Source organism: Synechococcus sp. BO 8801, from assembly GCF_002252675.1.
Taxonomy (GTDB): Bacteria; Cyanobacteriota; Cyanobacteriia; order PCC-6307; family Cyanobiaceae; genus Cyanobium.
In genome coordinates this window covers 119037-141840 of the sequence record NZ_NQKY01000008.1, presented here as the reverse complement: position 1 = coordinate 141840, position 22804 = coordinate 119037, and the positions used below count along the sequence as shown (strand labels likewise).

Annotated in this window: 20 protein-coding genes; 19 read left to right on the top strand and 1 reads right to left on the bottom strand. The window is 69.8% G+C overall.

Annotated elements, in window-relative coordinates:
- The 9 genes from CJZ86_RS08455 to galE all read left to right on the top strand — a co-directional run.
- A partial coding sequence (locus tag CJZ86_RS08455) for an ARC6/PARC6 family protein (protein ID WP_143594103.1) occupies positions 1–564 on the top strand: 564 nt, incomplete at its 5' end.
- Complete coding sequence (ffh, locus tag CJZ86_RS08450) at positions 564–2039, top strand: signal recognition particle protein (protein ID WP_094585506.1); 1476 nt, start codon at positions 564–566, stop codon at positions 2037–2039. The genes CJZ86_RS08455 and ffh, both read left to right, overlap by 1 nt.
- Positions 2040–2085: 46 nt before the next feature.
- Positions 2086–2511, top strand: a complete 426-nt coding sequence (gene rpsP, locus CJZ86_RS08445) for a 30S ribosomal protein S16 (protein ID WP_094585505.1) — start codon at positions 2086–2088, stop codon at positions 2509–2511.
- Positions 2508–3524, top strand: coding sequence for a PhoH family protein (locus tag CJZ86_RS08440; protein ID WP_094585504.1), 1017 nt, complete (start codon positions 2508–2510; stop codon positions 3522–3524). Before rpsP ends, CJZ86_RS08440 begins: the two co-directional genes overlap by 4 nt.
- A gap of 10 nt (positions 3525–3534) precedes the next feature.
- The gene (locus CJZ86_RS08435) at positions 3535–4041 is read left to right on the top strand and encodes an FUSC family protein (protein WP_094585503.1); all 507 of its coding nucleotides are present in this window, start codon (positions 3535–3537) and stop codon (positions 4039–4041) included.
- A gap of 103 nt (positions 4042–4144) precedes the next feature.
- Positions 4145–4885 (top strand): Bax inhibitor-1/YccA family protein, encoded by a 741-nt coding sequence (locus CJZ86_RS08430; RefSeq protein WP_094585502.1) that lies wholly within the window; start codon positions 4145–4147, stop codon positions 4883–4885.
- 329 nt (positions 4886–5214) lie between these two features.
- Positions 5215–6339 carry a GDP-mannose 4,6-dehydratase gene (gene gmd / locus CJZ86_RS08425; protein ID WP_094585501.1) on the top strand — a complete coding sequence of 375 codons (1125 nt, stop codon included), beginning with the start codon at positions 5215–5217 and terminating at the stop codon, positions 6337–6339.
- A gap of 130 nt (positions 6340–6469) precedes the next feature.
- Positions 6470–7438 (top strand): GDP-L-fucose synthase family protein, encoded by a 969-nt coding sequence (locus CJZ86_RS08420; RefSeq protein WP_094585500.1) that lies wholly within the window; start codon positions 6470–6472, stop codon positions 7436–7438.
- Complete coding sequence (galE, locus tag CJZ86_RS08415) at positions 7435–8481, top strand: UDP-glucose 4-epimerase GalE (RefSeq protein WP_094585499.1); 1047 nt, start codon at positions 7435–7437, stop codon at positions 8479–8481. The genes CJZ86_RS08420 and galE overlap by 4 nt, the downstream gene beginning before the upstream one ends.
- Here the strand turns inward: galE and CJZ86_RS08410 are convergent.
- Complete coding sequence (locus CJZ86_RS08410; RefSeq protein WP_233133919.1) at positions 8435–9568, bottom strand: TIGR03790 family protein; 1134 nt, start codon at positions 9566–9568, stop codon at positions 8435–8437. The genes galE and CJZ86_RS08410 overlap by 47 nt on opposite strands.
- 381 nt (positions 9569–9949) lie before the next feature.
- Here CJZ86_RS08410 and CJZ86_RS08405 point away from each other — a divergent pair, with 381 nt between their 5' ends.
- Genes CJZ86_RS08405 through CJZ86_RS08360 form a run of 10 tightly spaced genes read left to right on the top strand, consistent with a single transcriptional unit; the run spans position 9950 to position 22802 of the window.
- The gene (locus CJZ86_RS08405) at positions 9950–11869 is read left to right on the top strand and encodes an ABC transporter ATP-binding protein (protein WP_094585498.1); all 1920 of its coding nucleotides are present in this window, start codon (positions 9950–9952) and stop codon (positions 11867–11869) included.
- A 49-nt stretch (positions 11870–11918) separates the two neighbouring features.
- A complete protein-coding gene (locus CJZ86_RS08400; RefSeq protein ID WP_094585497.1) occupies positions 11919–12848 on the top strand; it encodes a glycosyltransferase family 8 protein in 930 nt (309 codons plus the stop codon).
- Positions 12845–14395: an asparagine synthase-related protein gene (locus tag CJZ86_RS08395; RefSeq protein ID WP_094585496.1), complete on the top strand. Its 1551-nt coding sequence runs from the start codon at positions 12845–12847 to the stop codon at positions 14393–14395. The genes CJZ86_RS08400 and CJZ86_RS08395 overlap by 4 nt, the downstream gene beginning before the upstream one ends.
- The gene (locus CJZ86_RS08390) at positions 14392–15606 is read left to right on the top strand and encodes a glycosyltransferase family 4 protein (protein ID WP_094585495.1); all 1215 of its coding nucleotides are present in this window, start codon (positions 14392–14394) and stop codon (positions 15604–15606) included. The genes CJZ86_RS08395 and CJZ86_RS08390 overlap by 4 nt, the downstream gene beginning before the upstream one ends.
- Complete coding sequence (locus CJZ86_RS08385; RefSeq protein WP_094585494.1) at positions 15599–16510, top strand: glycosyltransferase family 2 protein; 912 nt, start codon at positions 15599–15601, stop codon at positions 16508–16510. Before CJZ86_RS08390 ends, CJZ86_RS08385 begins: the two co-directional genes overlap by 8 nt.
- Entirely contained in the window at positions 16507–17391 is an 885-nt protein-coding gene (locus CJZ86_RS08380) for a glycosyltransferase (RefSeq protein ID WP_094585493.1), read from the top strand. Before CJZ86_RS08385 ends, CJZ86_RS08380 begins: the two co-directional genes overlap by 4 nt.
- Before the next feature lie 16 nt (positions 17392–17407).
- A complete protein-coding gene (locus CJZ86_RS08375) occupies positions 17408–18529 on the top strand; it encodes a glycosyltransferase family protein (RefSeq protein ID WP_094585492.1) in 1122 nt (373 codons plus the stop codon).
- A gap of 22 nt (positions 18530–18551) precedes the next feature.
- Positions 18552–19436: a glycosyltransferase family 2 protein gene (locus CJZ86_RS08370; protein WP_094585491.1), complete on the top strand. Its 885-nt coding sequence runs from the start codon at positions 18552–18554 to the stop codon at positions 19434–19436.
- A complete protein-coding gene (locus tag CJZ86_RS08365) occupies positions 19433–20788 on the top strand; it encodes a glycosyltransferase family 4 protein (protein WP_094585490.1) in 1356 nt (451 codons plus the stop codon). The genes CJZ86_RS08370 and CJZ86_RS08365 overlap by 4 nt, the downstream gene beginning before the upstream one ends.
- A complete protein-coding gene (locus CJZ86_RS08360) occupies positions 20781–22802 on the top strand; it encodes a glycosyltransferase family 2 protein (protein ID WP_143594102.1) in 2022 nt (673 codons plus the stop codon). The genes CJZ86_RS08365 and CJZ86_RS08360 overlap by 8 nt, the downstream gene beginning before the upstream one ends.
- The last annotated feature ends 2 nt before the right edge of the window (positions 22803–22804 follow it).

Below are 22804 nucleotides of genomic sequence, written 5' to 3'. Positions count from 1 at the left end.
CTGCTGCTGCTGCTGGCCGGCGCCTGGGTGCTGCGGCAGCGCCAGAGCGCGCCGCCACCGCCCCCGCCGCCGGCTCCACTGCCGGCTCCCCCCGCCAAGCCTCCAGCCGCCAAACCCCCAGCCGCCCCGGCAGCCACCCCCGGGCCGGCGATCAGCCAGAGCCTCACGCCCCTCACCAGCCCCCGTCCGGATGCGGCTCAGGTCCGCCGGCTGCTGGAGAACTGGCTGACGGTCAAGGGCGATGTGCTCGCCGGTGAGCCCATGCCCCAGGGCCTGGATCGCATCGCCCGGGAAGGGCCGGTGGAGCGGCTCGCCAGCGAGCGCCGCAGTGATGCCGCCAAGGGCCAGACCCAGCGGCTGGACGTGCGGATCACCGACCTGACCCTTTCGGAAAGCGGGCCCAGGCGCATCGTCGCCGTCGCCCGGCTCCGCTACAGCGACCGGCGCCTCGATGACAAGGGGACGGTGGTGGAGACCACGGCGCCCATGGAGCTGCGCAATGGTTATGTATTCGGACGCGACGGCGACAGCTGGCGCCTGGTGGCCACCCAATCCCTCAACTGATGTTCGACGAACTCTCCCAGCGCTTTGAAGACGCGGTCAAGGGACTGCGGGGCCAGGCGGCCATCTCGGAGACGAACGTCGATGGCGCCCTCCGCGATGTGAGGCGGGCCCTGCTGGAGGCCGATGTCAGCCTGCCGGTGGTGAAGGAGTTCATCGAGGAGGTGCGGCGCAAGGCAGTGGGCGCCGAGGTGGTGCGCGGGGTGAGCCCGGACCAGCAGTTCATCCAGCTGGTGCACGCCCAGCTCGTCGAGACCATGGGCGGCGCCAATGCCCCCCTGGCCCGGGCCGCGGAAGGGCCCACCGTGATCCTGATGGCCGGCCTGCAGGGGGCCGGCAAAACCACCGCCACCGCCAAGCTGGGCCTGCACCTCAAGGAGCAGGGGCGGCGCGCGCTGCTGGTGGCCGCCGACGTCTACCGGCCGGCCGCCATCGACCAGCTCCAGACCCTGGGCCGCCAGATCGGTGTGGAGGTGTTCAGCCTGGGCAGCGACGCCGCCCCGGAGGCGATCGCCGCCGCCGGCGTGGCCAAGGGGCGGGAGGAAGGCTTCGACACCGTTCTGGTGGACACCGCCGGCCGCCTCCAGATCGACACCTCGATGATGGAGGAGATGGTCCGGATCCGGGAGGCGGCGGCCCCGGATGAGGTGCTGCTGGTGGTGGATTCGATGATCGGCCAGGAGGCGGCCGATCTGACCAGGGCCTTCCACGAGCAGGTGGGCATCACCGGCGCCGTGCTCACCAAGCTGGACGGCGATTCCCGCGGCGGGGCGGCGCTCTCGATCCGCAAGGTGAGCGGCGCCCCGATCAAGTTCATCGGCACCGGCGAGAAGGTGGAGGCCCTGCAGCCGTTCCACCCGGAGCGGATGGCCAGCCGGATCCTGGGCATGGGCGATGTGCTCACCCTGGTGGAGAAGGCCACCAAGGAGGTGGAGCTGGCCGATGTGGAGAAGATGCAGCGCAAGCTGCAGGAAGCCAGCTTCGATTTCTCCGATTTCGTGCAGCAGATGCGCCTGATCAAGCGCATGGGCTCCCTGGGCGGGCTGATGAAGCTGATCCCCGGCATGAACAAGATCGACGACGGCATGCTCCGCCAGGGAGAGAGCCAGCTGAAGCGCATCGAGGCCATGATCGGCTCGATGACCGAGGCCGAACGCCGCCAGCCCGAACTGCTGGCCGCCCAGCCCTCCCGCCGCCGCCGCATCGCCGCCGGCAGCGGCCACACCCCGGCGGATGTGGACAAGGTGCTCCAGGACTTCCAGAAGATGCGCGGCTTCATGCAGCAGATGACCCGGGGCGGGATGCCGGGGATGCCAGGGATGCCGGGCATGGGCGGCATGCCCGGGATGGGCGGCATGCCGGGGATGCCGGGGATGGGTGGCATGCCGGGGATGGGCGGTCCCGGTGGCCGCGGCGGCGGCCAGCCCCGCAAACCCCCCAAGCCGGCCAAGAAGCGCAAGGGATTCGGCCAGCTCTGAGCCGGCCTGTAGGATTGCGTGCTGCATTTCGAGCACCCTTTTCCAGATGATCAAGCTCCGGCTGAAGCGGTTCGGCAAGAAACGGGAAGCGAGTTTCCGTCTGGTGGCCACCAACAGCACCTCCCGCCGCGACGGCCGTCCGCTCGAGGAACTGGGCTTCTACAACCCCCGCACCAAGGAAACCCGCCTCGACGCCGAGGCCATCCGCGTCCGCCTGGGCCAGGGAGCCCAGCCCACCGACACCGTGCGCAGCCTGCTCGAGAAGGGCGGTCTGATCGAGAAGACCACCCGCCCCGCCGAGACCGTCGGCAAGCTCAAGCAGGCTGCGGCCCGTGAAGAGGCCGCCGCTGCTGCGGTCAAGGAAGCGGCCGCCGCCAAGGAAGCCGAGGCCGCCAAGCAGGCCGCTGAGGCCGCCGCCGCCGCCGAAGCGGCTGCTGCCGCCGCCGCCGAACCTGCCGCCGCCGAGGCCTGAGCGAGCTCTCCTCCACGTTCGCCCTGCCCGACAGCGCCGCCGCCATCGCCCTGGCCGGCACGGACGGTGCTTCGCTGCGTCGGCTTGAAGCCCTCACGGGTGCCCAGATCGTCCTGAGGGGCCTCGATCTTCAGATCCGGGGCCGCAGCTCCCAGGTGGAGCGGCTGCAGGCCCTAGTCCATCTTCTGGAGCCGCTGTGGCAACGGGGCGAGCCCATCGGACCGGTGGACATCCAGGCGGCCCTGACGGCCCTGGACACGGGGCGCTCCGACCAGCACCGCAGCATGGGGCTCCAGGTGCTGGCCACGAGCGTCACCGGACGCCCCCTGCGTCCCCGCACCCTGCGGCAGAACAGCTATGTCGAGGCGATTGAACGCCACGACCTGACCCTGGCGATCGGGCCCGCCGGCACCGGCAAGACCTTCCTGGCCACGATCCTGGCCGTGCGGATGCTGCAGGAGCGCAAGGTGGAGCGGCTGGTGCTGACCCGGCCCGCGGTGGAGGCGGGCGAACGGCTGGGCTTCCTGCCCGGCGACCTGCAGCAGAAGGTGGATCCCTATCTGCGTCCCCTCTACGACGCCCTCCACGGGCTCCTGGGTCAGGAGCGCACCAGCCAGCTCCTGGAGAAGGGCGTGATCGAGGTGGCCCCCCTGGCCTTCATGCGCGGACGCACCCTGGCCGATGCCTTCGTGATCCTCGATGAGGCCCAGAACACCACCTGCGCCCAGATGCGCATGGTGCTCACCCGGCTGGGGGAGAACTCCCGCATGGTCGTGACCGGTGACACCACCCAGATCGATCTGCCTCCGGGCCAGCTGAGCGGCCTGGTGGAGGCGGAGCAGGTGCTGGCCGGGATCGAAGGGGTGGCGATCTGCCGCTTCTCCGACGCCGATGTGGTGCGCCATCCGCTGGTGCAGCGGCTGGTGCAGGCCTACGCCCGCCGCGATGCCCGCCCAGGCCAACCCCCAGCCAGGAAGCGGACGGACGCCCCCCCTGCCCGATCGGAACCATGAACTCGAAACCATGAAGAGCGCTGAAAGTCTGCGCATCCCGGCCCAGATCGCGGTGGCCGCCCTGGTGGCCTACTCCCTGGGCTTCTGGTTCACGAGCCTGTTTCCCGGCTACCTGCCCAAGATCGGCGGGCTCTGGTCGGCGATCTCCGCCGTCGTCGTCACCCAGGTCACCCGCAAGGATGCGGCCTCCTCGGCCTCGCTGCGGATTCTGGGGTCGGCGATCGGCGCCATCACCAGTGCGGTGTACCTGACGCTGCTGCCCTTTCACCCCCTCGGCATGGCCCTGGCGATCTTCGCCACGGTGATGATCTGTGCGGCCATCAACGTGCCCAGCCACGGCCGTCTGGCGGCGATCACGGTGATCGTCGTGATGGTCACCGGCAGCCTCGATCCAGCCCTGAGTCCGGGGGTGAATGCCCTGCTGCGCTTCCTGGAATCCTGCATTGGCACGGGCGTGGCCCTGCTGGCGGTGTGGCTCTGGCCCGGATCGCTGCGCCAGCCTCTGGACGAGGCCTGAAGCCTGTCCGCACAAGGGGCCCGCATGGGGAGATCCGAACCGGCGCCCCCGCCGCAACCCTGGGGCCGCTGGCAAGATGGATTCAGTTTGAAATGCCAGCGCCATGCCGGCCCGCAGCAACTTTCAGGAAGCGATTCGCGAAGCCCAGTCCAGCGCCCTGGTCGGACCCAACGTGGTCAACAAGGCCCTCCCCTATGTGGGCGGCGGCATGGTGCTCACCGCTGCCGGGGTGGCCGGTGGTCTTGCCACCCTCGCCTCCCTGGGTCCAGTCGGCTTCCAGGGAATCTCCTTCGTGGCGATCATCCCCTGGTTCATTCTGTTCTTCGTCGCTCAGAACGCGGCCAACAGGGGAAACAACGGCACAGCCCTGCCACTCCTCGTGACCTTCAGCCTGCTCACAGGCTTCACGCTCACCTCACTGGTGGTGCGCGCTGTGGCCGTTGCGGGGGCCGGGGCCATCGGTACTGCGGCCCTTGCCACCGGGATCACGTTTGTGATCGCCTCTTTTGTGGGCCGTCGAATGAGCGACAGCATTGGCCAGGCCTTGAGCGGAGTGGTGAGCCTCGGCTTGGTGGGTCTGCTCATCGCCATGGTCGTTCAAATTGTGGGCAGCATCTTTGCTCCCGGCATGTTCGGCGGCAATGCTTTGTCTCTGATGATCGCCGGCTTTGGCACGGTGGTATTCGTGGGATTAGCCTTCGTCGACTTCTACACCATGCCCCGCACCTACAGCGACGACCAGTACCTCGTCGGCGCCCTGGGCATGTACCTCACCTACATCAACCTATTCGCATTCATCCTGCAGCTCATCATTGCCCTCCAGGGTGGCGGCCGCCGCGACTGAGCACCGATCGTTCTTCTCAGTCAATTCTTCCCATGGGCCTGTCCGTTCCGGATGGGTCCTTCTTTTTTTGTCGCGATCCATCGGCGCCGGTCAGCACGATCTCCCGCCCCACTACCGTCACGGCCACCTTCACAGCCACCGTCACGGCCGCCATCACCTCCCATCTCCAGCCGCCGCTGTGGCGACCATCGGCGGACGCCCCCCGACGGCCCGGCTAAGCTCCCACCGACTCCTGCCCGACCCGCCAGGCATGGCCCAGCACCAGGGGCAACCTGCACGCCGCCTCGGCAGGCGTGGCCCCATCACCTTCTGAACACAACGGAAACCCCATGACCAAAACGGCTCTGATCACCGGGATCACCGGCCAGGACGGTTCCTACCTGGCGGAGTTGCTCCTGGAGAAAGGGTATGTGGTGCATGGGATCAAACGGAGGGCCAGCAGCTTCAACACCGACAGGATCGACCACCTCTACCAGGATCCCCACGAACAGAATCCCCGCCTGGTTCTGCACTACGGCGATCTGACGGACTCCACCAATCTGATCAGGATCGTTCAACAGATCCAGCCGGACGAGATCTACAACCTCGGAGCCCAGAGCCACGTGGCGGTGAGCTTCGAAAGTCCCGAATACACGGCCAACTCCGATGCCCTCGGCACCCTGCGGATTCTGGAGGCCGTCCGCATCCTTGGGCTGACCGACAAGACCCGCATCTACCAGGCCAGCACCAGCGAACTCTATGGGCTGGTGCAGGAGATTCCCCAGAAGGAAACCACCCCCTTCTATCCCCGCAGTCCCTACGGCGTGGCCAAGCTCTACGCCTACTGGATCACGGTCAACTACCGGGAGGCCTACGGCATGTACGCCTGCAACGGCATCCTGTTCAACCACGAAAGCCCCCGGCGGGGAGAGACCTTCGTCACCCGCAAGATCACCCGGGGTCTGGCCCGCATCGATGCCGGTCTGGATCAGGGCCTGTTCATGGGCAACCTCGACTCCCTGCGGGACTGGGGTCACGCCCGGGATTACGTGGAGATGCAGTGGCGGATGCTGCAGCAGGAGAAACCCGAGGACTTCGTCATCGCCACGGGGCGGCAGGAGTCGGTGCGCCGTTTCATCGAGCTCACCGCCGAGGAACTCGGCTGGGGCGGCATCCTCTGGAGCGGCAGCGGCGTCGAGGAGACGGGCGCCCGGCGCGACACCGGCGCCACGGTGGTACGCATCGACCGGCGCTACTTCCGGCCGGCGGAGGTGGAGACCCTGCTGGGGGATCCCACCCGGGCCCGGGAGCGGCTGGGCTGGACCCCCACCACCACCCTGGAGGAACTGGTGGCGGAGATGGTGGCCACCGACAAGGAGGAGGCCGCCAAGGAGGCCACCCTGCGGCGGGAAGGGTTCACCGTCGTCGGCTCGATGGAGAATCCCCCCCAGGTCGGAGTGACGGCCGCCCCGTGAATCGGCCCGCGAAACGCCGCTATGGTCAGGGCCGTGACCCGTTCTCGTCGAAGCGGACCTTCGCTGGAACGACGCCCCCTCCCGCGGTCCGCAACCCCGCCCGGCAGCGCGGGGGCCTGACGATTTCCCCATGCTGATCTCAACGAACGATCGGATCTTCATCGCCGGCCATCGCGGCATGGCCGGCTCGGCCATCGCCCGGCGCCTGGAGGCGGAAGGCCACCGCCACCTGCTCCGCGTCGGCCGCTCGGAACTCGACCTCATGGACGGCCCCGCTGTGGCGGCCTGGTTCGCCGACCAGCGGCCCGACGTGGTGGTGCTGGCGGCGGCCCGGGTGGGGGGCATCCTCGCCAACGCCACCTATCCGGCCGACTTCCTGCTCGACAACCTCAAGATCCAGCAGAACGTGATCGAGAGCGCCTGGCGGCAGGGCACCCGGCGCCTGCTGTTCCTGGGCAGCAGCTGCATCTACCCCAAGCTGGCCGAGCAGCCGATCCGGGAGGAGGCCCTGCTCGGCGGGCCCCTGGAGCCCACCAACGAGTGGTACGCCATCGCCAAGATCACCGGCATCCAGCTGTGTCGCGCCCTGCGGCAGCAGCACGGCTTCGATGCCATCAGCCTGATGCCCACCAATCTCTATGGCCCGGGCGACAACTACCACCCCACCAACAGCCATGTGCTGCCCGGCCTGATCCGCCGCTTCCAGGAGGCCCGGGAGAGCGGCGCCGAGGAGGTGGTCTGCTGGGGCAGCGGCAGCCCGAGGCGGGAGTTCCTCCACGTCGATGATCTGGCGGATGCGGCCCTGTTCTGCCTGCGCCACTGGCAGCCGGGCGCCGAGGAGCTGCAGCACATCAACGTGGGAACGGGAACGGACGTGAGCATCAAGGAGCTGGCCACCATGGTGGCCGAGGCGGTCGGGTTCCGCGGACGGATCGCCTGGGACACCTCCAAGCCGGACGGCACCCCCCGCAAGCTCCTGGATGTGGGCCGCCTGGCCGCCCTGGGCTGGCGGGCGACGATCCCCCTGCCGGACGGGCTGCGCCGCACCGTGGCGGAATTCGTCAGCGAGCGGGCCAGCGGCGCCGAGGTGCGGCTGTGAGGATCCTCGTCACCGGGGGCGCCGGCTACATCGGCAGCCATGCCGTCCGGGCCCTGACCAGGGCGGGGCACCAGCCCGTGGTGCTCGACAACCTGGTCTACGGCCATGCCGACATCGTCGAAAAGACCCTGAAGGTGCCGCTGGTGCTGGGCCAGGTGGGCGACCGTGAGGTGCTCGAACCCCTGCTGCGCGGCCGCCATCCCGCCCTGGACGGCACCGCCCTGGAGGGCAAGCCGATCGAGGCGGTGCTGCACTTCGCCGCCTACGCCTATGTGGGCGAATCGGTGACCGATCCCGCCAAGTACTACCGCAACAACCTGGGCGACACCCTCACCCTGCTCGAGGCCCTGGTGGCCACCGAGCGGCCGCTGCCGATCGTGTTCTCCTCCACCTGCGCCACCTACGGCATCCCCCAGCAGGTGCCGATCACCGAGGACCACCCCCAGGCCCCGATCAATCCCTACGGCCGCAGCAAGTGGATGGTGGAGCAGCTGCTCACCGACTTCGCGGCGGCCTACGGCCTGCCCAGCGTGATCTTCCGCTACTTCAATGCCGCCGGTGCCGACCCCGACGGCGATCTGGGGGAGGACCACAACCCGGAGACCCACCTGATCCCCAGGGTGCTCGACACCATGAGCGGCCGGGAGCCCTACCTGCAGATCTTCGGCGACGACTACCCCACCCCGGACGGCACCTGCATCCGCGATTACATCCACGTGGCCGACCTGGCCGACGCCCATGTCCTGGGGCTGGAGCGGCTGCTGCGGCTGCGGGAACGGGAGGAGAGCGAGCGCCGACCGCTGATCTACAACCTCGGCAACGGCACCGGCTACTCGGTCCAGCAGGTGATCGAGACCGCCAAGGCCGTCACCGGCCGCGGCCTGCTGGCCCATGTGGCCAAGCGCCGCGACGGTGACCCTCCCCAGCTGGTGGCCGGGGCCACCCGGGCCCACCAGGAACTCGGCTGGCGACCCCGCTTCCCGGAGCTGGAAACGATCATCGAGCACGCCTGGGCCTGGCACCAGCGGCGTCACCAGGGCTGAGGCCACCGTCCACCGGCCAGGGCCTGGCCAGGGGCTCGCCGATGAACACCCCCTGACCGGGCATGGCCACGCTGCGCCAGTAGCTCTCGATCAGGGTGTCGCCGCGGAGGTAGTAGGTGAGCAGCAGGCCGGGATCGGGAAACTTGGCCGGGAAACTGCATGGTTCCACAACGGTGCCGTAACTGCCGGTGGCGCCGGCCTCGAGCCAGCGGAGCGCACTCATCTGCGGGCTGTCGGTCAGCTGCCCCCCGAACGAAGTGAGATGGTCGGCGACGGCTCCGGGCCGGAAGCGGTTGGTGCGCAGGCCCACGGGGAAGGCCAGCCCGGTGACGTAAGCCATCACGTCCTGGGCGCCCACCAGGGTGTCGCTCTCGATGATCCGCACCCGCAGGCGGGAGCCGATGGCCGCCATGACCCGGTCGTAGCCGGCGGCCCGTCGGTTGCGCCTGGCATCACTGGTGCTCAGCAGGTAGGCCGTCCCCGGCGGTGCGGTCCCGTCCGAGGCCACGCCCTGCTGGATCAGGCGCCTGGCCGCCGCGGCGCTGGTGGCCGCCAGCATCATGCTGGGCCGCACCCGCAGCTGATCCCAGGGGCGGCGCACGTCACCGCGGGCGAACAGGGGGCTCAGGGCGGTGGTGCGGCAACCGCTGGCGCAGAAGCGCGCATCGAGGCCCAAGCTGAAGGCGCTGGTGATCGACTGGCAGCCGACCCGGTACGGGGCCGCCCAGGCCAGCGCATAGACCTGGACATGGGCCGGGGTCTGCCGGTCGACGCTGGCCTTGATGCGGCGGAACAGCCCAGGGCTGAGCGAGGCCTCCCCGGACGGGAAGCGCACCCTGATCACCTGGTCCGGGGGGATCAGCCGGGCCGCCTGGTACTGCCGCCCGATGGTCTCGCTGAGGGGATCGGCGGCGTTGATGATGATCGCCAGGTGCCGGTGGTCGAGGGGACCGCGGGAGGGCGGCCCGGGGCCGAGGGAGCGTTTCCCGCTCCAGGGGCTGCCACTGGCCGCCAGGGCCAGGGGCAGCAGCAGCGCCACCCCCACGGCCAGGCGGCGACGCCACGCACGTGGCGGAGGAGGGGCCATGGCGGAAGCGGTGAGGCTGGGGGCTGGGCCGGCAGTGGCGGCTGCGCAGCCGGATCAGTCCTGGGAAGGAGGGGCGAAGGGAGTGGGTGACACGAGTTCAAGGGCTGTCGGACGGCGATCCAGACGACGTCCTGCCCTGCGGCGAGTCCAATCGTAGGACCAGCCCAACGTCGTGCAGGACTCCGGTAGCGGCCTAGATTTGAGGTCACCGGCGCCCCAGATCGTTGCCATCCCGATCCCCTGGTCCGCCGGGCTGATGCAAGCCTCAGATCTGAGCTCCCCTCGTGTGACCCGGAGGCGACTCCCCGACCGGAATCGGCACCCCGCCACAGCCCCGATTCCCCAGCCGCCGATTCCAGCTCCCTTTCCGCCTCACCGTTGATGCCGCTTCTCCATCGCATCGCCAGACGACTCCCCAGCCCCCTGCTAGCCCCCCTGACCGACCAGAGACCCGCAGCACGTCTGATCCGGCATTCGGCGAAGAAATACTGGAAGCTTCTGGCGCTCAACTTCTCCACCAGCCTGGTCGCCAGCCTCAGTGAGGGCGCCACCCTCGGGATCATCTTTCTTTCGGTCAGCCTGATCAGTGCTCCCGAGAACAGTGACTGGAGCAAGATTTCCGTCCTCGGATACCTGAACCAGCTTCCCTGGCTGCAGGACTGGCTGAACAGCACCCTCAGCAGCCGCTCCGGTCGCGACGGCATCTTCATCCTGCTCCTGGCCACCGCCGTGGCCCTGCAGGGCCTGATGGCCGCGACCAGTTACATCAACAGCGTCAGCACCGCCGTGATGGGGGCCCGGATGGGCACCGAAATCACCGCCAAACTGAACGATCGGGTCCTCTCCCTGACCTTCGGCTGTGCCAGCCGGTACCGGGTGGGCGACCTGCTGAATTATGTCGGCTCCGGCGGCAGCACCGTTCAGAAGGAGATCAACCTGGCCAACGGGCTGTTGATGAACAGCCTGCAGCTGATCATCTACCTGGCCATCCTGGTGGCCATCTCCCCATGGCTTCTGCTGGTGGCCTTCGCCATGGCCAGCGTCATGCAGGCCATCCAGAAAGTGCTGCTGCCCCGGATTCGCAGGAACTCACGCGAGCAGCAAAAGGTGGGCGTCGAACTGTCCAGCCATCAGAACGAGCAGATCCAGGGTCTGCGGCTGCTGCACAGCACGGGTCAGCTGGAAAGTTCCAGGCAGAAACTGAAGGCACTGCTCGGCGAAAGCAAACGTCTGTCCATCCGGCAGAGCAAGCTTTCGAACGTCGTTCAGCCGATTTCCAACATGCTGCCGATCATCTCGATCGCCATCATCGCGGCACTCAGTCTGATGGTGTTCAAGGATCGCAGCAGCGGCGTCCTGCCGAGCTTGGTGACCTTCATCATCGCCCTCCAGAGACTCAACCAGAGGGTCGGCACTCTCACAGGCCTGGCCACGGGCTATGCGGCCAACAGTGCCAATGTGGAGCGTCTGAACGAGATCCTGCGCGATGACGACAAGGAATTCATCCGCAACGGCGGCGTGCCCTTTACGGCACTCCGCGATCGGATTCAGCTGGACGACGTTTCCTTGCGCTACAGCCCCAATCTGCCGGAGGCCCTCTCCTCCATCCAGCTGACGATCGGCCGCGGCCAAACAGTCGCCCTGGTCGGCTCCAGCGGCGCCGGCAAGAGCTCCATCGCCGATCTGCTGGTGGGTCTGTACGAACCCACCGGCGGCCGAATCCTCGTCGACGGCGTCGATATCCGGACGATCAATCTGGCCAGCTGGCAGCAGCGGCTGGGGGTCGTCAGCCAGGACACCTTCCTGTTCAACGCCAGCATCGCCAGCAACATCGGCTTCGGCGTCGACAACGCCTCCATGGACGACATCATGGCGGCGGCCGCCAAGGCCCAGGCGTCCCGCTTCATCAGCGACCTTCCCGAGGGCTACGACACCAAGATCGGAGAACGGGGCTACCGGCTCAGCGGCGGCCAACGCCAGAGAATCTCCCTGGCCAGGGCGATTCTGCGCCGACCTGAACTGCTGATCCTCGATGAGGCCACCAGTGCCCTCGACAGCCAGAGCGAACGTCTGGTGCAACAGGCGATCGAACAGTTCGAGCGCCAGCACACCGTTCTGGTGATCGCCCACCGTCTCAGTACGATCGTCAATGCCGACGTGATCTGTGTGCTCTCCGAAGGAAGAATCGTGGAACGGGGCCGCCACCATGAGCTGCTGGCCCAGGAGGGTATTTACGCCAGACTTTGGAGTGACCAATCCAAACACCCCCAGCAAACGTCCCTGTCGACAGCACCCGTCTGATGGCTTTCCCACTCACTGAGCCGACCTTGCAGGAGCCCGAAACGTTCTCATGATCATTGCCTGCACGATCGACAACAACTACATCCGGCACTGCGCCGTGATGCTGAAGTCCCTGCAGCTCTCCAATCCAACAGAAAGCCTCAGTGTCTATATCCTCCACGGTGTCATCGATGCCGGGGAACGGGCACGGCTGGCGGCCTATCTCGGTGAGTTCCTTCCTTCAGTCTCCTTTCTGCAGCTGGATGAGCAGATGCTCGCGGGTTTTCCCGTCTTCGGCCACATCAGCCTGGCCACCTATTTCCGGCTGCTGCTGCCGGCGGCCCTTCCCCATGCGGTGGAGAAGGTCCTCTACCTGGATTCCGACCTGATCGTGGTCGACGCGCTGCGGGACCTCTGGGAGTCGCCCCTGGAGGGGAACAGCATCGGTGCGGTGGAGGAGCACAACCAGGACTTCGACCGCAACCGCCTCGGCCTGGCGGAAGGCTCCCTCGTCTTCAATGCCGGAGCGATGCTCATCGATCTGGGCCGCTGGCGCCGGGAAAACATCCTGGCCAACGGACTGGAGTTCGCCCGCACCCATCCCGAGCGGATCAAGCACTGGGACCAGGACGTGCTCAATTCCCTGCTCGAGGCCCGCTGGCGTCCCCTCGACTGGCGCTTCAATGCCCTGCCCCACCTCTGGATGCATCCGGAGTACACCGCTGCCGACACCCCCCTGGGCCGGCAGGCGGAACTGGCCCGGGCGAACCCCGCCGTGATCCACTTCGCGGGCTCGGGCGTGGCCAAGCCCTGGCACCATCGCTGCACCCACCCCTGGCGCCAGCGCTACCTGGAGATCCGCCAGCAGACCCCCTGGGGCCACCTGCCCCTGGAGGGCATCCCCAACCCCTCCCAGGGGGAGGGGTTCCGAAGCCTGCGCTCCCGGGTCAGGCGGGCCGGCAAGGCGATGCTCGGCAGGCTGGTCCCGCCCAACCGATGACCATCCAGATCGGTGACCACCGGCTCACCTGCATCGGCTACGCCGACAGCACCGAGGCGGATCTGCTGGGTCGCTTCCTGCGCCAGGGAAGCCGCGCCCTGGCCGAGACCCAGGGGGAGTACGCGCTGGTGATCGAGACCGACGCCGGGGACGTGACCGTGGTCACCTCGCCGGTGGGGGCCACGCATTACTACGTCCTCGAGCACGACGGCCGCCTCTTCCATGGCGACCGGGTCGTCGAGATCCTGCGCCGCAGTGGCCTGGCCTGGAGCTGGAACTGGCAGGCCCTCGGCGATCTCTGCCAGCTGGAGAACCTGACCGACAACCAGACCCTCCACCCGGCGATCCGCCGGGTGCCCCCCGGCAGCATCCTCCACTTCACCGATGGCAGGGTCTCCCTCCACTCCGTCGCGGTTCTCGACCACATCCCGCCGGCCCCCGCCGACCCCGATGACGCCGTCGACGCACTCAACGCCTCGGTCCTGCGGCTGGCGGGAGACAACCCCTATCTGTCGCTTTCGGGCGGGTTCGATTCGCGGGTGATCCTGGCGTCGATGCTGCGCCAGGGCCTGCGTCCCCATCTGATCACGATGGGGCGGGAGGACGCGACCGACGTCCAGGTGGCCCGCCGCATGGCCCAGCGCTTCGATCTGCCCCACCAGCTGATCAGCCTGGAGCTCGACGACGTCTTCGCCCACGCGCCCACCATCTCCAGCGTCACCAACGGCACCAAGACCGCCTGGCACTGGCACACCTTCCTCTATCCCCTCAAGGCCGAGATCCCCGCCGAGGCCACGTTCTTCGTCGGCACCCTGGGGGAATTCGCCCGTTCCTACTACTTCGACCGCGGCTGGCTGGGCCGCTTCGCTTCCCTGGCCCCCGACGTCGCCCTCGGCCGGTTCTGGAGGATGAAACTGAACCGGCACCCCAGTTTCTCCGCCGAGGAGCTGCAGCACCTGGCGCCGCCGCTGGCCGCCGAGCTGGTGGCCGAGGGTCGCGACCGTCGGGCCGCTCGCCTGGCGGGCTTCTGCCGCGGTGGGTTCCTGGAAGGCCTGACCCGCTACTACTTCGAGCAGCGGGTGCCCAACTTCTACGCCAACGGCATCCGCATGTACCGGGCCTCCAGTGCCTGGCGCTCCCCGTTCCACGACCGCCGCTGGATCGAGGCGATCTGGAACCTCCCCGATGGCTGGAAGCTGGGCTCCAACTGGCACCGCCATGCCATCGCCCGCAACTGCCCCGAGCTGCTGACGTTTCCGGAGGAGAACGGCTTCGACCGGCGTCGCATGCTGCCCAAGGCCCCTCCCCTCTACTGGACGCCGCCGATGCGGCGGGCCCGCTACGTGAGCTACGACCTCAGCGCCGACTGGTACCGCGACCCGCGGATGCATGCCTTTCTGCTCGAGCACGCCGGCCGGATCGACGATCTGGTCGATCCCGAGCTGATCGGGCGCATCCTGGAGGCCCACCGCAGCGGCACCGACCGGACCAGGACCCTGGCCTTCCTGCTCACCCTGATCGTCTGGAAGCAGGTGATCGCCCCATGAGGGTGCTGTTCGTCTCCCACATGGCCACCCGCAGTGGTGCCCCCCTGCTGCTGCTCTGGCTGCTGCGCTGGCTGATGGCGCAGAAGCGCGGCATCGAACCGGCGGTGGTGCTGCTCAGCGATGGCCCCCTGCGCCCCGATTTCGAAGCCCTGGCGCCCACCGAGGCCTGGAGCCGGCCGCTCTTCCAGCCCCTGCGCGAGCGTGTTGCCGCCCGGCTGGGGCGGGGAAGGGCCAGCAGTCCTGCCGCACTGCTGGAGGCGGCGGTGCAGCGCCACAGACCCGAGCTGATCTATCTGAACACCCTGGTGCTGGGCCAGCACCTCCGGGGCCTGGCCGCCGATCCGGCCCGCCCGGCCTGCCTCAGCCATGTCCATGAACTGGAAACCACCCTGGCCACAATGAGCAGCCCGGAGGCCGTGGCCCGCCAGCTGTCCATCTCCAGCGTCGTGGTGGCCTGCGCCGAAGGGGTGAAGCAATCCCTGCACACCCACCACGGCCTGCCCCTGCAGCGCTGCACGGTGATTCCGGGATTCCTGCCCTTCTCCGCCCCCGGGCAGGGCCAGCCCGGGCCGGAGCCGCTGCAGGCGGAGCCCGGCGGGGAGCCCGCACTGGAGCCCCTGGACGCCGCCCTGGCGGCGGGCACCTTCGTGTTCGGCTTCGCGGGCCAGGCGATCACCCGCAAGGGTTTCGACCTCTTCCCCCTGCTGGTCAAGGAATGTGAGCGGGTCTTCGCCGGCCAGCCCTTCCTGGCCGTCTGGCTCGGGGCCTCCCCCGGGCAGGAGCAAGTGCTGATGGCCCGGCGGGATCTGCAGCTGCTGGGACTCGAGCACCGGGTCCTGCTGCTGCCACCGAGGCCCTCCGCCATCGGCGTCATCGGCCGCTTCGCCGTCCATGGCCTGCTGTCGCGGGAGGACCCCTATCCCCTGGTGGCCCTCGAGGCCGCCGCCTCGGCCGTGCCGACCATCTGCTTCGAGGGCGGGGGCGGCATCGTCGACTTCGTGGCCGACGGCTGCGGGCTGGCCGTCCCCTACCTCGACCTGGCAGCCTTCGCCGCCGCCCTGCACCGGCTCAGCAACGACCCGGACAGCCGGCGCCGCCTGGGGGAGCGCAGCCGGGCCAGGGTGTGGCGGGAGTCCGGCATCGACGACGTGGCGCCCCGTCTGCTGGCCTGCATGGAACGGGCCGTCGCGGCCGGACCCCACCATGGCTGAGGTGCCCCTGCCCGAAACCCGTCCCCTCTACGGCTGGTCCGCAGACGCGGAGATTTCCGTGCCCGATCGGTTCCGCAGCGACCCGGACCGGCCGCTCTTCTCCATCGTCATCCCCACCCTCAACCAGGGGGCCTACATCGAGGACACCCTGCTCTCGATCCTCTGGCAGGGCTACGACAACGTCGAGATCATCGTCGTGGACGGTGGCAGCACCGACGACACCCCGGCGGTGCTGGAGCGCTACCGCCCCTGGATCTCGGTGCTGATCAGCGAGCCCGACCGGGGCCAGTCGGACGCGATCAACAAGGGGTTCCGCCGGGCCAGCGGTTCGATCCTGGCCTGGCTCAACTCCGACGATTTCTACCTGCCCGGTGCCTTCCACACCGTGCTGGCCTGCTTCGCCGCCCAGCCCGGCCGCCGCTGGGTGATCGGCAGCGGCGACATCATCAGCGCCGACCAGCAGTTCCTGCGCCATGTGCCGGGCCGGGAGGGATCCGAGGAGACCCTGCTGGCGATCGAGAATGGCTGCTTCCTGCTGCAGCAGAGCTGCTTCTGGAGCGCATCCCTCTGGCAGGAGGCCGGCGGGCAGGTGGACGAGTCCCTCAGCCTGCTGATGGACTACGACCTCTGGTGGCGCTTCTCGCAGCGCTGCTCCGGCAGCGTCACCCAGGAGAAACTGGGGGCGATGCGCTACTACCCCACCGTGAAGACCCGGCGCCAGGGGGAACGTTTTCCGGCCGAACTGGCCACCATCTACGCCCGCTACGGCGCCAGCGCCTCACTCGATCGCCTGGTGCAGCGGCTGCTGGCCGAGAAGTCCGCCCTCGGCGAGCGGCTCTCGGCCCTGGAGCGCCAGCTGCCGGTGCGGCTGCTGCGCCGCCTGCGGCTCCTCCCCCGACCATGACGACCCCCGAACTCTTCGTCGGCATCACCAGCTGGAACAGCGAGCTGTTCCTGCCCCACTGCCTGGAGGCGCTCCAGAGCACCACCCGGGGCCTGGAGACGCACGTCTGCGTGCTGGACAACGGCTCCACCGACCGCTCCGTGGCGATCGCCAGAGAGCGGGGGGCCGAGGTGGTGCAGCGCCGCTGCAGCCAGCCGGCCGCGCTCAATGCCCTGCTGAACCGTTCCCGTTCGCCGTACACGCTGCTGTTGCATGCGGACGTGATCCTGCTGGCACCGGACTGGTTCCAGCTGTGCCGTTCGCGTTTCAGCGAGGGGGTGGCGCTGGTGTCACCGCAGGACATCGGCTGCGGACCGCTCACCCGCCCCTTCGGTGCCGGCATGCCGGAGAGCTCCTTCCTGCTGATGCACACCCAGCGGTTCCGCCGCTGCCGGCGCCTCCACTGGCGGCGCAAGGGGCGGTTCCCGCGGCCGCGCTACGAGGTGGACTTCCAGGGCCCCCACATCACCCACCACCTGCCGATGGAACTGAAGCAGCGCCGGCTCAGCTGGGTGCCCATGGACGTCTATGTGTCCAACCGGGCCAGCGAGCCGTTGTTCACGCCGGCCTCCCCACCGGCGATCTGGAGCGACGAGCTGGCCTACCTGCGCTACGGCCTGGGCAACTTCTACGGGCTCGACGGCACGATCACCCACTACCACAACTGGTACGACCGGATCGCCGCCCGGGAGAAGACCGAAACGGCGCCGAACCCCTCGCGCAAGGATTTCCCGGTGGACTTCATCCGCTCCTACACCCACCGGCTGCTGGAGGACTACAGCGCCGGCAGGCTGGAGCTTCCCACCGACCTCAGCACCACCCGCACCCCCAGGGCGCTCTAGCCCCATCGTTTCCTCCATGACCGGTCCCTCGTCGCCACGGCCGATCGCCGCCCACTTCCTGCTGGTGCCGGAGCTGCTGCACTCGCCCCCCAACGAGGCGATCATCTCCGCCCTGCTGGAGAACGGCTACGACGTCCACGTCTTCGCCCCCGGGCCCTGCGGCAGCACCGCCCCCTACGGCGACCGGGTCAGCACCCACCCGGTGGCCTACTCGATGCGCTGGCTGCTCAGCCAGGCCTGGCGGCCGCGCTGGCGCCGCTACGCCTGCTTCTCGGGCACCACCGAGGATCCGATCGCCGTGGTGGGCGTGCTGGCCCGCCTGCACCGCCGTCCCTCCTTCGTCCTGGGGGACGAGATCCGCGCCGGCAGCTACCGGGGCCCCCGCTCGGAACGCTGGAAAGGGCTCTGCCTGCAGGCCTACCGGCGGGCGCGCTTCACCATCGTCAACGACACCCACCGGGTGGATCTGGTGCGCGACTACGCCGGCCTGCCGCCGGCCCGGCCCGTTCTGGTCTACCCCGGCTGTTTCCGGCAGCCCCCACAGCGGGATCAGGTCCTGCGCCGGGAGCTTCGCCAGCGCTGGGGCCTGCCACCGGACGCCCTCACCCTGGCCATCTCCGGGGGCTTCAACCTCACCGCCGGCGCCGACTGGCTGCTCGACGCCCTGCACGAGGATCCGGCGCTCTGCGCCGTGGTCCAGCCCCTGGGGGTGGATCCCCTGGCGCTCTACCTGCTGCGGCGCCTGAGCCTGGGGGGCCGGCTCCACATCGAGACCGGCCGGCTGTCCTGGCAGGAAGCCTGGCGATCGGCCGTGGGCTACGACATCGGCCTGGCCGTCTACACCAATCCGGCGCCCCAGTTCCAGGCCATGGGCGTGAGCTCGAACCGGCTGTGCATGTACCTGGCCATGGGGGTGCCGGTGATCTGCAGCCGCCAGCCCAGCTTCCAGTTCGTCGAGGACTTCGGCTGCGGGGTGATGGTCGACGACGGCGCCGGCTTCCTGGCGGCGGCCCACCACCTGGGGGCCGACCTGGACGCCCGGCGGGAGGACTGCGCCCGCTGCTTCCGCGATCACATCCGCCCCCAGGAGCGCTATCGCGCCCTGGTGGAGGCGATCGGCGCCCTGGGGCGCGCCTGAGGGAGCACCCACCACCGCCGCCATGAACCGCTCCTCCCTCAACCTGCGCCTCTACCTCGCCGCCCGCGCCGTGGTCCACGGCAGCCGCCGCCGCATCCCCAGGGTCCTGCTGCCGCCGCGGCGGCCCCTCGGCGGCCGCTTCAGCTTCGCAATCACCACCTTCGAGGCCCGCTACGAGACCTACTTCCGTCCCCTCTACCGCTCCCTGCGGCGCAGCTTTCCCGAGGTGCCGATCCTGGTGGTGGTCAACGGCCACGGCGATGGGGCCAGCCAGAGCCGCTACCTGGAGCGGCTGTGCCGCGAGCTGGCCGACGGCGAGCCGCCCCATCGCCGCTTCCTGCTGCATGAGCGGGTGGTGGGGCTCTGCCAGATGTGGAACGAGCTGCTCCAGGCCAGCCCCACCGCCACCACCCTGGTGCTCAACGACGATCTGCGCATCGACCCCTACCTGCGGCGCTGGGCCGAAGCGATGGACTGGGAGTCGGTGGACCTCAGCCTGCTGAACAACACCTGGTCCCACTTCGCCATCGCCCGCCGCTGCTGGGAGAAGATCGGCGCCTTCGACCAGAGCTTCAGCGGCATCGGCTTCGAGGACATGGACTACACCGCCCGGGCGTCCCTCGCGGGGGTGCGGATCGGCGGAGTGGCCTGTCCCTATCTGCACCATGCGAACGACCAGCCCGCCACCACCTCCTTCGACGGCCAGTCGGAGCGCGTCTGGGGCAAGTACACCTCCGCCAACCAGGAGGTGTTCGTCCGCAAGTGGGAACGCTGCCCGGAGCCGGAGGGGACCTACATCCGCCAGCTCGGCCACCACGTGCGGCCCGTCGCCCCCCTTCCGCACCTGCCCGTGCCGCCCCTGAACGCGGCCGGCCCGGGGATCGTGCACCTGGATCGGACGCCATGAGGGTGCTGGTGCTCGCCCCCTCCGCCTACCTGCTCGGCGGTGTCCAGGACTGGCTGGCGAACCTGGTGCCGGGCCTGCGGGAGGGGGGGCTGGAGGTGACCGTGGCGGTGCCCGACGGGGACCATCACCGCCATGGCCCCTACGCCCGGGCCTATCCGGCCCTGGCGGCCGAGCCGATCGTCAACCCCAGCGGCAGCGCCGAAGGCCGGATCCGCGCCATCGCCACCCTGCTCGGACGGCTCGACCCGGAGCTCGTGCTCGGCGTCAACCTGGTCGACCTCTACCCCGCGGCCCAGCGGGCCCGGCGCCAGGGCCGGTTCCACGGACGGGTGGTGATGACCCTGCATGCGCTGCAGGCGGACTACTTCGGCGACCTACGCGTTCACGGCGCCGGCATCGACGCGGTGATCGCCACCAACCGCCTGGCCTGCCGGCTGGCGAGCGGGCGGAGCGGGATGGATCCGACCCGGGTGCTCTACGCCCCCTACGGCGTGCCGGTGCCGGCCTGGCAGCTCCCCGGCGGCGATCCGGCCACCACCCTGCGGCTGGCCTGGGTGGGGCGGCTGGAGCAGCCCCAGAAGCGGGTCCACGATCTGCCGCCGTTGCTGGAGGCGCTGCAGGCCAGGGGCATCGACGTCCAGCTCAGCATCGCCGGTGACGGCAGGGAGCGTCCGGCCCTGGAGGCCTCCCTGGCCCCCTGGATCGAACGCGGCCGCGTGCGGATGCTCGGCCATGTCGACCAGGGCCGGCTGGCGGCGGAGATCTACGGCCATCACCATGCCCTGGTGATCACCTCCTCCTGGGAGACGGGCCCGATCGTGGCCTGGCAGGCCATGGCCAGTGGCATGGCGGTGGTGAGCAGCCGCTACGTGGGAGCGGGCCTGGAGGGGGCCCTGGTGCACGACGCCACGGCCCTGCTGTTCCCCTGCGGGGATACGGACGCCGCAGCCGGCGAACTGGCGCGGCTGCGGGACTCGGCCCTCCTGGAGCGGCTGTCCAGGGCCGGTCACGCCCTGGTGGCGGGGCGCTACAGCGGGGCGGCCTCGCTGGCCGCGTGGCGGCACGCCCTCGACCAGGTGATGGAACTGCCCCCCCTGCCGGACGCCCCCTCCGAGCCGGCGCCGGCCCCCGCCGGACGGCTGGACCGCTGGCTGGGCCGCCGGCGGGGCGAGGGGCTGCGCCGGCTGCTGGGGCTCCGCTTCCGCCACGCCAGCGCCGGCAGCGAATGGCCCCATTCGGGCGGCGCAGGCGCCGGCAGTGCCGCAGGCGGGGCGGTGGCGGCCAATGACTTGCTGGAGGATCTGCTGACGGAAGCGGCCCGCCTCGACGACCCCGGTGCGTCCCATGGCTGAAGCGGCGCGGCCCACCCGGCGGGAGCGGCTGGGGGTGTGGCTGATGGACCGGCTCCGCTACGAGGGACTGCTGCGCCGCCCGGCACCGGCCCAGCTCCGGATCGCCAACCGCCGCGAGCGGCTGGAGGCCGCCCCCGATGGCCTCGGCCAGGCCTGCCTGTGGCGCTACACCTCCCGCCTGCATGCGCCGGCCATCCAGACGGAGCTGGGCCGACGCCTGCTGCGCCGCTGCCTGGCGACGGCGCCGATCCGGCGCCGCACCAGCCCCGGCTGGGCCGATGGGCCGCCGGAGCTGAGCGTGCTGATCGGCCACCGGGGCACCGAGCGGCTGCCCCTGCTGCTGGCCACCCTCGAATCCCTCGCCGCCCAGGAGGACGTGCGGCTCGAATGCCTGGTGATCGAGCAGGACAGCGAGCCCCGCATCGCCGACCGACTTCCCCCCTGGGTGCGCCACGTCCATGGGCCCTTGCCGGACCCGGCCGCCCCCTACAACCGCTCCCACACCTTCAACCTCGGCGCCCGCGAGGCCCTGGCCCCGGTGCTGCTCCTGCACGACAACGACATGCTCGTGCCCACCGGCTACGCCCGCCGCCTGCTGGAGCGGATCGCCCGCGGCTACGCGGTGGTGAACCCGAAGCGGTTCGTCTTTTACCTCGACGAGGCCCACAGCGCGGCCGTGCTGGCCGGCTCGGGCGCCTATGACGCCAGGCCGGCGGAGGCGATCGTGCAGAACCTGGAGGCCGGCGGCTCGATGGCGATCACCGCCGAGGCCTATGCCGCCATCGGCGGCATGGATGAGGGCTTCGTCGGCTGGGGGGGCGAGGACAACGAGTTCTGGGACCGCTGCCTCACCAGGCCCACCTGGATCTGGGGCTACGAGCCGATCGTGCACCTCTGGCACCGCGGCCAGCCCCTCAAGCACCAGAAGGACAATCCCAACCTGGAGCGGGCCCGGGCCGTGATGCGGCGCCCCGCCCTCGAGCGCATCGCCGCCCTGCGGCCCTCCCCGGTGAGCGGCCTGGTCAGCACGATCATCCCGGTGCACAACCGCGCCGTCCTGCTGCGCGAAGCGGTGGCCAGCGTGCTCGAGCAGGACCACCGGCCGATCGAGGTCGTCATCGTCGACGACGGCTCCAGCGACGACACTGCCGCGGTGGCCGATGGCCTGGCCGCCGCCCATCCGGACCTCATCCGGGTGATCCACCAGCCCAACGGCGGGCCCGGCGCCGCCCGCCAGCGGGGCCTGGACCACAGCCGCGGTGAATTCGTCCAGTACCTCGACAGCGACGACCTGCTGCTGCCCGGCAAGTTCAGCGCCCAGGTGGGGGCCCTGCAGCGCTCTCCTGGGGCAGGGATCGCCTACGGCCCCAGCCTGGAGGAGGACCATTCCCGGCGGCCCGTCGAACGGCGCGGCCCGATGCGGGCCACCGGCCAGCACCTGGAGCGGCTGTTCCCCCGGCTGCTGCTGGAGCGCTGGTGGACCACCAGCTGTCCCCTCTACCGGCGCGACCTGCTCGACCGCATCGGCCCCTGGCAGCCCTGGATCAACGAGGAGGACTGGGAGTACGACGGCCGGGCCGGTGCGACCGGAACGTCCCTGGTGTGGGTGCCGGGCGAGGTGTCGGTGCGGCGGATCCACATGGGCGACGACCACCTCAGCGACCGGGGCCACCTCGACCCCCGCAAGCTGGCGGACCGGGCCCGGGCCCAGGACTCCCTGCTGCGCAGCGCCCTGGCCGCCGGCGTCGACCCCGATGGTCCCGAGATGGCGCGCTTCTGCCGCTCCGCCTTCCTGCTCAGCCGCCAGTGCGGCGCCGCCGGCGCCGAGCAGGCCGCCCGCCGACTGTTCCAGCTGGCCCGGCGCCACGGAGCCCGCCAGCCGCGGCGGCAGCTGGAGTTCCTGCTCTACGGGTTGCTGGCCACGGCCCTGGGCTGGGGCCGGGCGGCCCGGCTGAGCATGGGAGTCCGGACACGGCTGCGGCCAGGACCCCGCCCAGGGGGGAACATGACCTGAGG

Bases quoted from the DNA above. Each gene is read 5' to 3' on its own strand.
- CJZ86_RS08360 (WP_143594102.1), top strand. From the start codon at position 20,781: ATGGCTGAAGCGGCGCGGCCCACCCGGCGGGAGCGGCTGGGGGTGTGG.
- CJZ86_RS08380 (WP_094585493.1), top strand. From the start codon at position 16,507: ATGACGACCCCCGAACTCTTCGTCGGCATCACCAGCTGGAACAGCGAG.
- CJZ86_RS08420 (WP_094585500.1), top strand. From the start codon at position 6,470: ATGCTGATCTCAACGAACGATCGGATCTTCATCGCCGGCCATCGCGGC.
- CJZ86_RS08370 (WP_094585491.1), top strand. From the start codon at position 18,552: ATGAACCGCTCCTCCCTCAACCTGCGCCTCTACCTCGCCGCCCGCGCC.
- ffh (WP_094585506.1), top strand. From the start codon at position 564: ATGTTCGACGAACTCTCCCAGCGCTTTGAAGACGCGGTCAAGGGACTG.
- CJZ86_RS08410 (WP_233133919.1), bottom strand. From the start codon at position 9,568: ATGGCCCCTCCTCCGCCACGTGCGTGGCGTCGCCGCCTGGCCGTGGGG.
- rpsP (WP_094585505.1), top strand. From the start codon at position 2,086: ATGATCAAGCTCCGGCTGAAGCGGTTCGGCAAGAAACGGGAAGCGAGT.
- CJZ86_RS08400 (WP_094585497.1), top strand. From the start codon at position 11,919: ATGATCATTGCCTGCACGATCGACAACAACTACATCCGGCACTGCGCC.
- CJZ86_RS08430 (WP_094585502.1), top strand. From the start codon at position 4,145: ATGCCGGCCCGCAGCAACTTTCAGGAAGCGATTCGCGAAGCCCAGTCC.
- CJZ86_RS08405 (WP_094585498.1), top strand. From the start codon at position 9,950: ATGCCGCTTCTCCATCGCATCGCCAGACGACTCCCCAGCCCCCTGCTA.
- CJZ86_RS08365 (WP_094585490.1), top strand. From the start codon at position 19,433: ATGAGGGTGCTGGTGCTCGCCCCCTCCGCCTACCTGCTCGGCGGTGTC.
- CJZ86_RS08435 (WP_094585503.1), top strand. From the start codon at position 3,535: ATGAAGAGCGCTGAAAGTCTGCGCATCCCGGCCCAGATCGCGGTGGCC.
- gmd (WP_094585501.1), top strand. From the start codon at position 5,215: ATGACCAAAACGGCTCTGATCACCGGGATCACCGGCCAGGACGGTTCC.
- CJZ86_RS08375 (WP_094585492.1), top strand. From the start codon at position 17,408: ATGACCGGTCCCTCGTCGCCACGGCCGATCGCCGCCCACTTCCTGCTG.
- CJZ86_RS08395 (WP_094585496.1), top strand. From the start codon at position 12,845: ATGACCATCCAGATCGGTGACCACCGGCTCACCTGCATCGGCTACGCC.
- CJZ86_RS08385 (WP_094585494.1), top strand. From the start codon at position 15,599: ATGGCTGAGGTGCCCCTGCCCGAAACCCGTCCCCTCTACGGCTGGTCC.
- CJZ86_RS08390 (WP_094585495.1), top strand. From the start codon at position 14,392: ATGAGGGTGCTGTTCGTCTCCCACATGGCCACCCGCAGTGGTGCCCCC.